This window comes from Blautia acetica (assembly GCF_038739805.1).
Classification (GTDB): Bacteria; Bacillota; Clostridia; order Lachnospirales; family Lachnospiraceae; genus Blautia.
The window spans coordinates 19,320-34,286 of sequence record NZ_JBBEWO010000002.1 but is presented as its reverse complement, the minus strand read 5'-3'; the positions used below and the strand labels follow the sequence as shown (position 1 = coordinate 34,286).

Annotated in this window: 12 protein-coding genes; 1 reads left to right on the top strand and 11 read right to left on the bottom strand. The window is 44.5% G+C overall.

The window, feature by feature from the left end; genetic code table 11:
• Positions 1-60 precede the first annotated feature (60 nt).
• From WBS51_RS01490 to WBS51_RS01465, 6 genes are all read right to left on the bottom strand, one after another.
• Positions 61-486 (bottom strand): HIT family protein, encoded by a 426-nt coding sequence (locus WBS51_RS01490; RefSeq protein ID WP_173748748.1) that lies wholly within the window; start codon positions 484-486, stop codon positions 61-63.
• A gap of 18 nt (positions 487-504) precedes the next feature.
• Positions 505-2,271, bottom strand: a complete 1,767-nt coding sequence (argS, locus tag WBS51_RS01485; protein ID WP_294460173.1) for an arginine--tRNA ligase — start codon at positions 2,269-2,271, stop codon at positions 505-507.
• Between the two features lie 6 nt (positions 2,272-2,277).
• The gene (locus tag WBS51_RS01480; protein ID WP_173748750.1) at positions 2,278-3,156 is read right to left on the bottom strand and encodes a DegV family protein; all 879 of its coding nucleotides are present in this window, start codon (positions 3,154-3,156) and stop codon (positions 2,278-2,280) included.
• 75 nt (positions 3,157-3,231) lie between these two features.
• Positions 3,232-4,485 carry an ABC transporter permease gene (locus WBS51_RS01475; protein WP_173748751.1) on the bottom strand — a complete coding sequence of 418 codons (1,254 nt, stop codon included), beginning with the start codon at positions 4,483-4,485 and terminating at the stop codon, positions 3,232-3,234.
• A 17-nt stretch (positions 4,486-4,502) separates the two neighbouring features.
• Positions 4,503-6,344 (bottom strand): biotin/lipoyl-binding protein, encoded by a 1,842-nt coding sequence (locus WBS51_RS01470; RefSeq protein WP_294460178.1) that lies wholly within the window; start codon positions 6,342-6,344, stop codon positions 4,503-4,505.
• A 16-nt stretch (positions 6,345-6,360) separates the two neighbouring features.
• Positions 6,361-7,746, bottom strand: coding sequence for an efflux RND transporter periplasmic adaptor subunit (locus WBS51_RS01465; protein WP_173748753.1), 1,386 nt, complete (start codon positions 7,744-7,746; stop codon positions 6,361-6,363).
• Between the two features lie 268 nt (positions 7,747-8,014).
• Between WBS51_RS01465 and WBS51_RS01460 the strand changes: the two genes are divergently transcribed.
• Positions 8,015-9,118, top strand: a complete 1,104-nt coding sequence (locus WBS51_RS01460) for a hypothetical protein (protein ID WP_294460181.1) — start codon at positions 8,015-8,017, stop codon at positions 9,116-9,118.
• An 87-nt stretch (positions 9,119-9,205) separates the two neighbouring features.
• Here the strand turns inward: WBS51_RS01460 and aspS are convergent, their stop codons facing one another.
• Genes aspS through WBS51_RS01435 form a run of 5 tightly spaced genes read right to left on the bottom strand, consistent with a single transcriptional unit; the run spans position 9,206 to position 14,964 of the window.
• Positions 9,206-11,008, bottom strand: a complete 1,803-nt coding sequence (gene aspS, locus WBS51_RS01455; protein WP_294460183.1) for an aspartate--tRNA ligase — start codon at positions 11,006-11,008, stop codon at positions 9,206-9,208.
• A 33-nt stretch (positions 11,009-11,041) separates the two neighbouring features.
• Entirely contained in the window at positions 11,042-12,301 is a 1,260-nt protein-coding gene (gene hisS / locus WBS51_RS01450; RefSeq protein ID WP_173748756.1) for a histidine--tRNA ligase, read from the bottom strand.
• Positions 12,302-12,319: 18 nt separating this feature from the next.
• Positions 12,320-12,859 (bottom strand): HD-GYP domain-containing protein, encoded by a 540-nt coding sequence (locus tag WBS51_RS01445; RefSeq protein WP_173748757.1) that lies wholly within the window; start codon positions 12,857-12,859, stop codon positions 12,320-12,322.
• Positions 12,847-14,304, bottom strand: coding sequence for a coproporphyrinogen dehydrogenase HemZ (hemZ, locus tag WBS51_RS01440; RefSeq protein ID WP_294460189.1), 1,458 nt, complete (start codon positions 14,302-14,304; stop codon positions 12,847-12,849). The genes WBS51_RS01445 and hemZ overlap by 13 nt, the downstream gene beginning before the upstream one ends.
• Before the next feature lie 27 nt (positions 14,305-14,331).
• Positions 14,332-14,964 (bottom strand): MBL fold metallo-hydrolase, encoded by a 633-nt coding sequence (locus tag WBS51_RS01435; protein ID WP_173748759.1) that lies wholly within the window; start codon positions 14,962-14,964, stop codon positions 14,332-14,334.
• Between the last annotated feature and the right edge of the window lie 3 nt (positions 14,965-14,967).

Below are 14,967 nucleotides of genomic sequence, written 5' to 3'. Positions count from 1 at the left end.
ATAGACAGCTTCTTTTCTTCTGCTGTCTTGGATTCCTTGTTCTTTTTTCATAACCTGAGATTATTTCATAAGCACTTCTCTATATTTTTCCACCATATCCGCATACTCTGTTTCTGTCAGAGTTTTTTCAGCAGGATTCATGGCAAAGGTTCCGCCCCATTCATACTGGTCTTTATATTTCGGTACCAGATGAAAGTGCAGATGATGCCCTGTATCTCCGTACGCTCCGTAATTCACTTTATCCGGATGGAACAGCTGATGTACCGCCTGGGCTACTTTGTTAATATCTTCCATATAAGCTGCTCTCTCTTGTGCTGTCAGTTCTGTAATTTCGCTCACATGTTTCTTGTGGGCTACAATCACTCTTCCCGGATGGCTCTGTTCTTTAAACAAATATACTTTAGAAGTCTCCAGTTCACATATTTTAATTCCGAAGGCATCTACTAGTGTTCCCTCCATACAGTACGCGCAATTTGTATCTTTCATACTTGTCTCCTTTTCTCCTTACATTCTCTCCGGGGCGTCAAATCCCAGCAAATCAATACAGGTTTCCAGAACCTTCTCTGTCAAGGCCAGCAGACGAATCCAGGAAGTCTGTTTGCTTTGGTCTTCCTCTGCCAGAATTCTGGTGTTGTGATAAAAGCTGTTAAAAGCATTTGCCAAATCATAAATATAGGAGCAGATTCTATGAGGCGCTTTTTCTTCAAAAGCAGGTTCAATAATGGAATTGAATCTGGAAAGTTCCAGCATCAATGTCTTTTCACTGTCGCTGACTGCGCCCTGAATGCTTCCCTGTTTCGGATTTTTGCCTTCTTCTGCGTAACGGTTTAAGATAGACTTGATACGCACAATAGTATACAAAATATACGGACCCGTATTTCCTTCAAAAGAAGTGAAACGGTCAATATCAAATATATAATCCTTGGAAGCCTGGTTAGACAAGTCTCCATATTTAATGGCAGATAAGCCAACCAGCTGCGCCGTATGCTCTGCATTTTCATCTTTTACACTGCGGTTTTCCACAATTTTTTTGTACATTTCTTCATTGATTTCCGCAATGAGACGTTCCAGACGCATAACACCGCCTTCTCTTGTCTTGAAAGGCTTTCCGTCTTTTCCATTCATGGTGCCAAATCCCACAAAGGAAAGCTTTGTATCTTCATCCACCATGTTCGCTTTCTTTGCACAGCGGAACACCTGTACAAAATGCAGTTCCTGACGTTTATCCACCACATAAATGATTTCATCCGGATGAAAATCTTCCATACGCTGCACAATCGTTGCCAAATCGGTAGTATTGTACAGAGACGCACCGTCCGATTTTAAAATCATACACGGCGGGATTTCTTTTGTGTCAGACTCCTCTTTCACATCTACCACCAGGGCGCCCTGGTCCATATACGCATATCCGTTGTCCTTCAGGTATTTTACCATATCCGGAATGTAGGCGTCTGCGTCAGCCTCACCTTTCCAGAGGTCAAAATCTACTTTTAATTTGGCATAGTTCTTCTTCAAATCTGCCACAGACACTTCCATAATGTGTTTCCACAGGGCACGATACCCTCTTCTGCCCTGCTGCAGCTGCAGAGTCGCTTCTAAGGCTTCACTTTTATAAGCTTCATCTTCTTTGGATTTGCCGCTGGCTGTTGGATAGATTTCCTCCAGTTCGCTTACGGTAAATGGTGGTTCTTTAGGATATTCTCCTTCATAGCTTTCATCAAAGTACACCAAATCCGGCTGTCTTTTGGACAGTTCTGTAATAATCAGCCCCATCTGCAGACCCCAGTCTCCCAGATGTACATCACCAATCACTTTATGTCCCAGAAAACGTCCCATTCTCTTAATACTTTCACCAATAATTGCGGAACGCAGATGTCCTACATGAAGCGGTTTTGCCACGTTTGGTCCGCCGTAGTCGATGACAATGGTTTTGGGCTCTTTACTCTCTTCTACAGACAGTTTGTTATCTTCCAGCATGTCATTTAAATACCCTGCCAGATAGTTTTTGCTTATCTTGATATTGATAAATCCCGGATTGACAGCCTCTATGGTTTCAAAGATTTCACTGTTCTGCAGTTTTTCCACCACATCGTTTGCAATCATAATGGGGGCTTTTTTATATGTTTTCGCTGCCGCCATGGCGCCGTTGCACTGGTATTCACAGAGGTCCGGACGATTGGAAACCGTTGCCTTTGCAAATTTTTCATCATATCCGGCTGCCAGAAATGCCTCTTTTAATACTGCTTCTATATGTTCAACAATTCTCTTCATGTACTTTTACTCCACTTCCACTTTTTTTGAAACTGCTACCGCAAGAGCGCCCTGTCCAATATGGCAGGCTACGCTTAAAGACAGAGGGTCCATATGCACAGGCATACCGGGGAACTGCTTTTCCAGCTCTTCCTTCCACTCCAGCGCTTCCTCGGGATTTCCCGCATAAGCCGCTTCCAGACACATCAGCCCTTTTTCCGTATATTGGCGGAATCTGCCTTCCAGGTCTGCCTTCATAGCCTGCAGCATGGTACGCTTCGCCTGCTTCTTTCCTCTGGCTTTTGAAAACGCATCCAGCTTGTCCCCCTGAATCTGCAGAACCGGCTTTAAATTCAGCACGGTACCAAGGGCTGCCGCCGCAGGTGTGATTCTGCCGCCTTTTTTCAAATATTTCAACGTTTCCAGGGTAATATAAATACTGGATTCTCCCGCTTCCCTTTCCAGAACTTCCTTAATCTCTGCCGCACATTTTCCGGCCTTTGCCAGAGCCATGGCGTCCATAACCGACTGTCTCTGGGTTACAGAAATGCGCTGATTATCCACCACCTGCACTTTTCCGTTAAATTCCTTTGCCAGAACAAAAGCGGTCTGACAGGAATTGCTCAGCCCGCTGGACATGGGAATATGCACGATTTCTTCACAGTCTTTCAGCAGTTTTTCCCATGTTTCCATAACATCTGCAGGAGAAGGCTGAGAGGTAGAAATAGCCGCATCCTTCTCCAGATGTCTGTAAAATTCCTCCTGGGTAAGTGTGATATCTTCAAAATATAATTGTTCATCAATATAAAATGGCATGGCAAGCACGGTAATTCCCAGTTCCTCTGCCTGTTTCTGGGTAATGCCGCTGTTGCTGTCCGTTACAATTTTGACTCTTGTTTTCTCCATGGTTTTGAGCTCCTTTTCTATTTTAAGTCGCTAGTTCTAATGATACCATAGAGCCTGTTTAAATACAATCCTTTTTTACATTCTCCGCAGGGCTTCAATAGGACTTAAATTCGCCGCTTTAATGGAGGGAAGCAGTCCGAATACGATTCCGATAACCGTGGAGAACACCACGGCACCTACGGCTGCCGGAATACTGATAACCATGGGAGTTCCGGACATTTTAGCAATTCCTGCCGCCAGAATAATTCCCGCAAACACGCCTAAAATTCCACCGATACTGGTCAGCACCGAGGCTTCTGTAAGAAACTGCCCCAAAATTCTGCATTTATTGGCTCCAATAGCCTTTTTCAAACCGATTTCACCCGTCCGCTCCGTCACAGACACCAACATAATATTCATAACGCCGATTCCTCCTACCAGAAGGGAAATGCTGGCAATCCACAAAAGCTGACGATTGGTGCTCTCGCTAATCTGCTGCAGGCCTTTGGCCTTTTCCATCATATCCTTTGCTTCGTACTTTATGGTACCTGTGGACGAGGTAATCGATTCATTTAAAATTTTAGCTGTTTTCTTTCCGGCTGCGCTCATCTCTTCCGGAGAAGGCGCTTTAACGGAAACTATCTGCGGCTCATCATACTGATATACCACCGGCCAGGCTGCAGACGGCATAAGAACCACGCCGCCGCTGCTGCTGTAATAGGTATTATATTCTTCTATACTGTTAATCACAGGCTCAAATTCTTCCACTTTCTTAATAATGCCTGTTACCGTAAAGGGTTCTCCCTGAATTTCCACGGTTTTCCCTACTTCTTCTCCCTTTTCAAAGAGACTGCCTGCTGCGGTTTCATCCATGAGAATCACTTTGCTGTATTTTTCATAATCCTTATCTGAAAATCCCCGTCCGCGAATCACCTGATACCCACAGGTATCCAGATAGTCTTTGTCAATGCCCAGTACATTTCCGCCATTGATGCTTTTATCCTTATAATAAATCCCGCTGGCATACTGCCTTGACTGATAAAGCGTTGCATTTTCCACTTCTTTTAAATCCAGAATTTTTTCCTTTTGTTCCTGCGAAATCACAGGCACGCCTTCCGGGATTCCCTGATATTCAATCTGATATTCACTTCCGTTATCACTCAGATAAATATCAACCACATTATCCCCTTCACCGATAAGATTTTTCTTAATCTGCTCATTGGTTCCTTTGATGGTAGACACAATGGATATCAAAGAGGCAATGCCGATAATAATACCCAGCATGGTCAAAAAGGAACGCATTTTATGTGCCCAGATTCCCTGGAACGACAATCTTATATTTTCAATCATGTATCTGCTTTCCTTTCTTAATACATATTATAAAGCTCTGAAATTTCACTTCTCTTTACTTTTGCCCCGTCTTTTACCTTTTTCCCATAGGGAAATGCCAGATAGTCTTCTTCGGTAATGCCTTCTTTGATTTCCACCAATTCTCCATAGAAAATCTGGCCGGTTTTCACTGTCTGCTTTTCCAGTTTTCCGTTTTTCCCTTCTTTGTATACAAAGTCTTTTCCGTCTTTGTTTCGGATAAACTGTTTACTGATAAAAATCCCCTGAATACTGTTGTCTTCCTGAGGAACATCCAGGCTTACCATTTCGTTATCCTTTAACCCTGTGCTGTCCTTGATAAACGCTGTAAATGGATAATAAGACATTTCCCTGTCGCCGCCCATAGAATAATTATCCTGGGGATAAGGAGAAACTTCTTTCACTTCTGCCTCAAATCCCATCATGGATTCATATCCCATTCCGGTCAGTATCTGCCCCGCTTTTACCTTATCCAGTACATTTTCGGCCACCACACCCTGTATGTAAACGCCGCCGCTGCTTTCTACTACCATAAAGGGTTCTCCGTCAATTTCCCCCTTTGCAGGGTCTCCTACTGTTTTTACCACACCGTTTACCGTACTTTTCACGGTTTCTTCCTGAAGCTGCTGTTCCACCTTCTGAATTTTCAGTTGGGCTTCTTTAATATCCAGCGCTGCTGTGGAAATTTCTCTTTCTTTTTCTCCAATGGCTTTTTCCAGTTCTTCTTTGGAATAACCGCCGATAATGTCTTCTTCCGGCATCATATTTCCCATACCATCAGGCAGTTCTTCCCAGGTATCATCCTGGGGCTCCTGCGGAAGCAATTCTTCCCACTGATTCTTCCCAAGGCTGGTAGCAAACCAGGCAGACGGCTCTACACTGTTTTCCAAAACGCTTCCATCCAGTGTCATAGAAGCCAGCAGCACACCATCTGTACAATCCTCACTGCGCACTTCTAAAATACAGGAATACGGGTCTCTCACCCGTTCTCCGGATTCATCAAAGCCTGCAAGCTGATTGAGAAAAGCTCCCTGAATCAGCACATTCTGTTTACACAGATAAACGTCATAAGCGCTGTTTTCTCCCATTCTTTTATAGGGAATGGCATTTTCTATAATGGCATCGTCATCGGGAAATTCGGTGCTGGGAAGTGTCACATCACGATAAAGCCGCTGGTAAGCACCGGAAGGTTTTTCTGTATCCGGCGTTTCCTGGTTCGCTCCGTTATCCGGAGTCTCTTCCCCATTTGGAGGTGTGACGGTTTCTCCGCTTCCCTCTTCTCCCTGCTCCCCAGGCGGATTCTCTCCCGGGGGTGTGGCCGTGCCGTTATCTGTTCCATTTCCTGCCCCGGTATCTTCCCCTTCCGAATTTTCCGGGTTGGAAGGCTGCTCTGAAGTCTGGTTCAGAGGCTGCAATTCATAACTTTTCTTTGTGGATGCCATCTGGCTTTTATCTTCTTTTAACTTCTGCAGTTCCTGCTCCAGACCCTTTTTCTTAATTTCCAACTGCTGTTTATTTAACTTTTCCATTTCCAAGTCCAGATTTACCAGCGTCATATCATAAGATAAAAGAGGGTCGCCTTCTTTTACTTCCTGCCCTTCTTTCACAAAAACCTGGGATACAATCTGTTTGTCTGCAAGATGCACCTGCTGGGATACGTTGGAGGAAACAGAGCCTTCCAGACTGGGCATATCTCCGAATACAGACTGAGAAAGCTCATTCATAGAATACACACTGACCGTTGCTTTCTGCAGCTTTGTCACTCCAAACCAGATACCTGTCCCGGCTAACAAAATACCTGCCGTACTGATGACCGCTATTTTTATTTTCTTTTTATCCATAGCTTTCCCCTTTCTTTCAGATTCCCGGAAGGAAATTTGATTCCTTTTGTAAGCCACCTAATGCTACATCGTTTCCTTCCTCTGAAGTTTCTGCCGGCTGTTCTTCACCCTCCGGTACTGTTTCGCCTTCCGGAACCATTTCGCCTTCCGGCAATACTTCTCCCTCCGGAACGGATTCTCCCTCCGGCAGAACTTCTCCGCCCGTATCGCCGCCCATGGTGCTGTTTTCTATCTCATGGGTGGTTTTCATACCTTCTTTTAAAAATTCCTGGGGATAAGCCACATAATCTGAACTTTTCAGACCTTTTTCAATCTTATACTGCATCATATTCTCATCATAGGTTCCAAGCACCACGGTTCTTTTCTCCAGTGTGCCTTTCCCGGTCTCTGCCCATACATAAGGCTTCTTATCTATATCCGCAATAAAAGCTTCATCCAGCCAAATGCCTTTTTCCCTTTCTTCCAGTCCGTTGTCCTGCTCAATATACACATGCTGTCCCAAAAGCAGTCCTTCCGAAGATTCCAGTTCTACATAGAAGGGATAGGAAGTTGAGGTATTCTGGGAGGCTTCCTCTGAAGACATTCCATACATCATGTTATTGCTGCTGTTATTGGGATTTTTCGTATCCACCGCTGTGTATGTCCCTCTCCAGGTCATATTTTCATCCACACGGGAACGGATAATGGCCGGCTGTCCCTCTACAACCTGAGAAACATTCTGCTCATTGACCTTTCCTTTGATACGGTATTGTCCCGTAGCCAGAATTGTCATAAAAGCCTGGCTGGAATCGCTGTACATGTTGCTGTTGGAACTATTTTCATTGTTTACAGATTTTACAACGCCTTTCATATCACTTTTCACGGTAGAATTCTGTATCTGGCTCTGGAGGCGGTTGATTTCTACCTCTTTTGCTTTTCTCTCATATTCGCTTTTTTTCAAGTCCATTTCCCCGGATTGTATCTGGGTCGTATAAGAAAGCTGTTCATCCTCTGACGCATTTTCTTTATCTTTTTGCAGTTGGGCAATCTGGGCTTTCAGATTTGCCATATCATTATCTGCTCTTTCCAAATCCAACTGGGCCTGCTGCAAATCAGCTTCCAGTTTTTCTGTATCATATGTAAACAATGCGGTTCCTACATCCACCTCATCTCCTGCCTTTACCAGGACTTCTTTTACTTCTCTTTCCGAATCTTTTTGAATATCCTGGGTTTTCTGGGATTCTACCACGCCGGACATCCGCTGGATTCCCGCCATTTCATTCATAGAGGAAACGCTCATGACATAAGCCAGTTCTTTCCCGTCTTTTTCTTTCTTATTGTGGCTGAAAAAAATTCCTGCTGCCAGCCCTCCGATGCATACTGCTGCACAGACACCTGCTATGATTTTCTGTTTTTTCTTCATATGCTACCTCTTTTCTTTTTCAGATTTTTTATTGCATATCGTTAATTTCGTCCGTTTATACCCCTAGTATATCAAAAAATAGCCGGGATGTCCCCGGTTTTTTTCTTAAAATTTACGCATTATTTTACATTTTTCTTACGATTCTATGGATTTCTGTTCCTGCATTGTGTTGCAAGTTATACACAATTTTGATAAACTAATGAAATACACTTGAAACATCCTATTTCAGGTTATACTACAAAAGAAAAAGAAAACATGGAGAACTGATATGACCCCCAGAAAAACAACGCTTTTTTTATGCGTCTGCTGCTGCCTGATTCTATTCTTCCTTTCCGGCTGTGATTCCAAAGAGGAAAAAAATGTGAGAAAAGCCTTGGAAACAGAATTGAACCAGTTGAAGGACTCTGATTCGGAGATGGCCCGGCAGTATATGCAGACAGAAGATATGGCTTTGGTCTTCCAGAATGAGGACGGCCTTTCGGAAGACATTGCGTATATTTTCCAGCTCTTTTATAAAGACTTCTCTTATAAAATCGGGAAAATTTCCATTACAGAAAATAAAGCCGTTGTTCATACAAAATTAAAGATTATGAACAGCCAAAAACTGGCCAAAGATTTTGCCCGGCTTTCTCTGGAAAAGAATATCGAACAAGAGGCCAGCCCCAGTGAAGTACAAACTTCTGCTGCAGATTCCTACACGCTTTTAAGAGAATTATTGGAATCCAAAGATTATAAAACCCAGTCTGTTTCCGCAGACATTTCTCTGAAAAAAAAAGGAGACACCTGGAAGGTTATCCATACCGCCAAGTTAGATGAAACTCTGACGGGAAATTTCTTTTCCTATGTCACCAGTTCCAATCTCCTCTCTCCTTCTGAAATTGTAGAAACACATTTCCATACAATGAAGGAGTTTGATTCGGAACAATTAAAACATTATCTGTCTCTTGACACTCTGACAGACACAGAAGATTCTGAGAAGAACACCTTGATACAGGCTGTCACGGAACAAATTCATCAGTCTTTTGACTTTAAAATCAAAAAAGAAACCATTGACGGTACTTCTGCGGTTGTACAGACTGCCATTACCAGTGTGGACTTTGAACAGATTCTGCAGACTTATCAGGAAGAACTTTCCAAGTGGCTGAAAACTTCTGCAGCTCTTGCAGGCGGTTCTGAGGGAAGAAGACAGAAAGAATACGAACTTCTGCTTTCCTGTATGGAACAAAATAAGGCCGTAGTTTCTCACGATGTAGAAATTCCTTTGGTAAATGATGGAGTAAACTGGAAAATTCAAATGACTCCTGAGGTTTCTCAGGCTGTTTTTGGAGATGTGCAGAACGCACTGAATACGGTTTCGGAAAGCAAAAACTAATTGCCCAAAATGAAAAACATAAGAAGAGAGTCCCGCCAGGCGCAGCCATCATGGCCACATCCAGAGGGACTCTCTTTTTCTGTTCTTTTATTCTGCTGCTTCTTCTTCCTGTACACGAATGGCAATGCCCAGTTCTTCCAACTGCTTTTCGTCTACAATATCCGGCGCCTCTGACATGAGGCAGGAAGCGTCTTTCACCTTCGGGAAGGCAATGACGTCACGAATGGAATCTACCTTTGCCATAAGCATAACCAGACGGTCCAGACCGTAAGCCAGTCCTGCGTGAGGCGGAACGCCATACTTAAAGGCATCTAACAGGAAACCGAACTGCTTCTGCGCTTCTTCCTTTGTAAAGCCCAGAGCTTCAAACATTTTTTCCTGAATGTCGTCCTGATGGATTCGCACAGAACCGCCGCCGATTTCATTGCCGTTCAAGACAATGTCATAGGCTTTTGCACGAACTCTGCCAGGGTCTGTATCAATATACTGCAAATCCTCTTCCATAGGCATAGTAAACGGATGGTGCATAGCAGTAAATCTCTGGTCGTCCTCTGACCACTCTAAAAGTGGGAATTCTGTAATCCATACGAAACGATATTCGTTTTTATCCAGAAGGTTCATCTGTTTTGCCAGTTCCAGACGCAGTGCGCCTAAAACATCCCATACCAGCTTTGTCTTATCTGCGGCAAAGAGCAGAAGGTCGCCGTTTTCTCCCTGCATAGCAGAAATCAAGGCTGCCATTTCCTCTTCCTTCATGAATTTGGCAAAAGAAGATTTCACTGTGCCGTCTTCTCCAATGGCAATATAAGCCAGACCTTTGGCTCCGTAGCCTTTGGCAAATTCTACCAGCTTATCAATTTTCTTACGAGGCATAGCTCCCTGTCCCTTGGCATTGATACCACGCACACTGCCGCCATTTTCCAAAGCGCCTTTAAACACTGCAAATTCACAGTCTTTTACCACTTCGGAAACATCGGTCAGTTCCATGCCAAACCGCAAATCCGGCTTGTCAGAACCAAAGCGGTTCATGGCTTCCTGCCAGGTCATTCTCTGAATAGGCAGCTGTACTTCTATATCCAGAACCTCTTTAAACAGGAACGCCAACATTCTTTCGTTTACGTCCAGAACATCTTCCACATCTACAAAAGACAGTTCCATATCAATCTGGGTAAATTCCGGCTGGCGGTCCGCACGCAAATCTTCGTCACGATAACATCTGGCCAGCTGGAAATAACGGTCATAACCGGAGCACATCAAAAGCTGTTTAAAAATCTGGGGAGACTGCGGAAGCGCATAAAAACTTCCCGGGTGCACGCGGCTCGGCACCAGATAATCTCTGGCTCCCTCCGGCGTACTCTTAATCAGAGTCGGTGTCTCAATTTCCAGAAACCCTTCTTTTGCCAGGAACTGACGAACCAGGGTAGACACCTGAGAGCGCAGCATCATATTTCTCTGCAAATCAGGTCTTCTCAAATCCAGATAACGGTATTTTAAGCGCACTTCATCTCTGGTTTTGCTGTTTTCTTCAATAGGAAACGGTGGTGTCTCCGCTTCAGATAAAACACGAAGTTCCGTAGCCCGCACTTCAATTTCTCCGGTAGCCAGATTGGTATTTACCGCACCGGAACGTGCCTCTACATGGCCTTTTACCGCAATCACAAACTCACTTTTCAAGCGTCCTGCCTTTTCAAAGCCCTGCTCGTCAATATCTTCGTTTTCAAAAATAATCTGCATGATACCGGAACGGTCTCTTAAATCTACAAACACAATTCCGCCTTTATTCCGGCTTTTCTGCACCCAGCCCATTAAGGTTACGGTGCTTCCGATATCCGCTTTCGTCACTTCTGCACATCTATGGCTTCTTTTCAGCCCATTCATTGATTCTGCCATGATAGTATCTACTCCTTCTGCTGTTTCCGATTCTTATAATTCGGAATCGTTGTATACTTCTTCTATAATAGAATATCCTTCTTTTTCCAGCTGCTCTTTCTGGAATTTCTTATTCTTCTTTGCATAGACAATATTCACGCTCTGTCCGGCAGCACGCTCTTCTCCGGCTTTTTTCATCACTGCCAGAATCTTGTCAGAGGACAGCTTTTTGTCCAGAAGGTAAACCTTCTTCTCTTTTGTTCCCGGAACTTTAAAGCCTTTCTCCATCAGCAGCATAACAATACGCTCAAATCCAATGGAAAATCCCGTTGCCGGTGTTGGTGTTCCTGTGAACTTGCCAATCATCTCATCGTAACGGCCGCCGCCGCCTACGCTGCCTGCAAAACCGTCAATGGAAATTTCAAAAATCGGTCCGGTATAATAGGACATACCGCGTACCAGCGTGGGGTCGAATTCCAGATTAAAGTTGGCTGTCTTAGCCTGCATGACACTCTCGATAATCGTGGTCAAATCCTCTGCCACCTTCGGATCTAAAAATCCTTCCAGCTTTTCCTTGCAGTAAGCCACACCGTCAACGCCGGCACCCATAGCCTTGAACAAATCCATATATTTTTCTACGCCTGCCTGGTCAAAACCGGATTCCACCAGCTCTGCTGCCACGCCGTCCATGCCGATTTTATCCATTTTATCCAGAATGATAAATACCTGGGTAAAGGATTCCTCCGGAAAACCGCTGTAAGCTGCCATGGCCTTTAAAATTCTTCTGTCGTTGATACGAATGGTAAAGCTGTCGAAATCCAGCTTTCCTACCAAAGTGGAAGTTGCCAGAATAACATCAATTTCAGCCAGGAAAGTCGGCTCGCCCAGAATATCAATATCACACTGCATAAACTGACGGAAACGGCCTCTCTGAGGACGGTCTGCACGGAATACATTTCCGATGTGCAGAGCCTTGAATGGCTGCGGCAGTTCATTGGCATTGTTGGAATAGAAACGGCACAGTGGAACGGTAAGGTCATAGCGCAGACCACTGTCCACCAAATCATTTTCTTCCTTGGCCTCACTGATTTTCAGCTTTTCTCCTCTTTTCAGAATACGGAAAATCAGTTTTTCATTGTCCCCGCCCTGCTTACTGGTCAGATTCTCAATGTGTTCTACGCAGGGTGCTTCCATGGAGGTAAAACCAAACTGTTTGTAAGTTTCCTTAATCAGTCCGATAACATAATCGCGGATTTCCATTTCCTGAGGTAAAATATCTTTCATTCCTGTTACTGGTTTTTTCTTTAACTGCATCTCTTTTTCTCCTCTCTTTTATGATTCATGGACGACTCTCTGAAATGCAAGAAATATCTGCATATCAAAATTTTTCACTTCATCTATCATCATCCTGACAGCCGTCTGGCTGTCAAAGGCGTCCCGGTAAGGGCGTTTCTCCGTAAGGGCTGCATAAGTGTCGCATACCCGCAGAATCCGGCTTCCCAAAGGGATTTCCTCTCCCCGCAGATTTTCCGGATAACCGCTGCCGTCAAAATTCTCATGGTGGTAATAAACTGCTTCCAGAACAAAGGAAGAATATCCTTTGTTTTTCAGTGCTTCATATCCCAGCTGGGTATGTCTGCGGACATATTTGATTTCTTCAATTACCAGGGGATTTTTATCTCCGGACACATACCGGGAAAGCCGCAGCTTTCCGATGTCATGAAGCATGCCTGCCACAGCCAGTTCATAGCACACATCTTCTGCAAGGCTCATCTGCCTTCCCGTCTTATAAGCCAGATTGCTGACCTGTATCCCATGATTGATTTCTGTCTCCAGGTCATAGCGGATAATCTTTTCACTCATTTCAGCCATGTCTCGATTCCGACTCTTTTCCGTTCTATCATTTCATCGATGCGGCTGATGTAGCCTGCCACATCTTTTACATTTTCCGTCCGTTCAATACGCGCTCCGTGCTGGAATACATATTTGGTAGACGCACCGGCACCGGCCGCCAGAATCGATTGTTTCTCCTCCATTATAAGTATATTGTAAATTCCGGCTTTGTCAACTTTTGCATAGCCGGTATTTTCCAGATTTCCGCACATATTTTTCTGACGGTACAGATAATAGGGAGACATCTCACAGGATCTGGCGTATTCCATAGTCATATCCATGATTTCCTGATTGTTCTCCAGTCCCATTTCCCGGTACTGCTCCTGAAACAGCTTCAGCCGTGCCGCTCGTTTTACTGCCAGTGAATGGACGGTAAGACTGTCCGGATTCAGCTTTTTCACTTCTTCCAGTGTATGCCGTACGTCTTCCTTCTGTTCTCCCGGAAGACCGACAATTAAATCCATATTGATGTTATCAAATCCACATTCCCTCGCCAAAGCGAAGGCGTGTCGCGTATCCTCCACCGTATGCTTTCTTCCGATAATATCCAAAGTCACCTGGTTCATGGTCTGGGGATTTACGGAAATTCTGGTGATGGGAAACTTCCGGATGGCCTCCAGTTTCTCTCTGGTAATGCTGTCCGGACGCCCGGCTTCAATGGTGTATTCTTTTACCTGATGTACCGGAAATTTTGCCTGAATATGTCCGAGCAGCCTGGTCAGCTGATAAGGCACTAAGGTTGTTGGCGTTCCTCCTCCGATATAAATGGTATCCAGCACTCTGTCCTTCATGGCTTCGGCAATAAAGTCCAACTCTTTCAAAAGAGCATCCAGATAACTGTCTACTTTTTCCCGCCATCGCTCTAATGGAGAGGAACTGAAAGAACAGTACAGGCAGATACTGGGGCAGAAAGGAATCCCCACATACAGACTGTAGCCCTTTTCATAGTCAATATCCTTCAAAATATCACGTTCCCGATTGGCAATGGCAATGGCCAGCGCTGTCTTTTCGTTGCTGGTAAAATAGGTATTTCTCATATATTCTGCGGTCTGTGCATTGCTCATACCGGACTCTATCAGCCCCATAGCAATCTTCGTGGGACGGATTCCTGTCAGATTTCCCCAGGGAAGCGCCTGTCCCGTTTCCTGCACCAACAGCTTATAGAGCACCTGTTTTAATTTATTTTTTCTTGTTTTTCTGTCTTCTGTTTCATCGTAAGGCAAAAAATCTTCCTGCTCTTTTCCGGCAAACTTCAGACGGATTTTCACCTTTTCTCCATATTCTATGGAAATCAGCCTGTCATATGCCCTGGTTTCCTCCTCCGCGGTACAATACATCTCTATGTCTTCCTGGGGATAAAAGGCCTTCACCAGGGTATAGGCATCATATTCAAATTCTCTTTGATTAAACGCAATTCCAATCATATACGTTGGTCTCTTTCTCTCTATTTTCTACAGATAAGGATTATTCTTTCTCTCAAATTCTGCATCTGTAGCTTCTCCGTGTCCCGGATAAATTTCTGTGCTGCCCGGAAGAAGATGAAGCAGACGGTTTAAACTCTGCCGCATGCTGCTCATACTGCCTCCCGGCAAATCGGTTCTGCCGCAGCTTCCGCAAAAAACAGTATCACCGCTAAGACAGACACCCTCGTCTTCTATCCAGTAACAGCAGGAACCCGGTGTATGTCCCGGAGTCAGCAGCATTTTTACAGAAAAGCCGCCTGCCTCAAAAACAGCGCTGTCCTCCAGGTACACATCCGCCTTTACCGTATACGGCACGCCTGACCAGTCTGCAGACAGATTGCTGTATGTATCTGCCAACAGCCCTTCCTCTGCCTTCGCTGCATAAACCGGAATTCCGTAATGCTCTCTCAGTTCATTGGCTGCACAGATATGGTCATAATGACCATGGGTAAGCAATATGGCCGCTGGCTTTCCCTGCAGTTTTTCCAGCGCATAAATAATTCTCTCCGCTTCGGCTCCCGGGTCTGCAATAACAAGTTCCCCTGTTTCTTTATGTTTCAGAAAATAACAGTTGGTCTGTACCGGTCCAACCACGATTCCTCTCAATATCAGATTCTTCATACA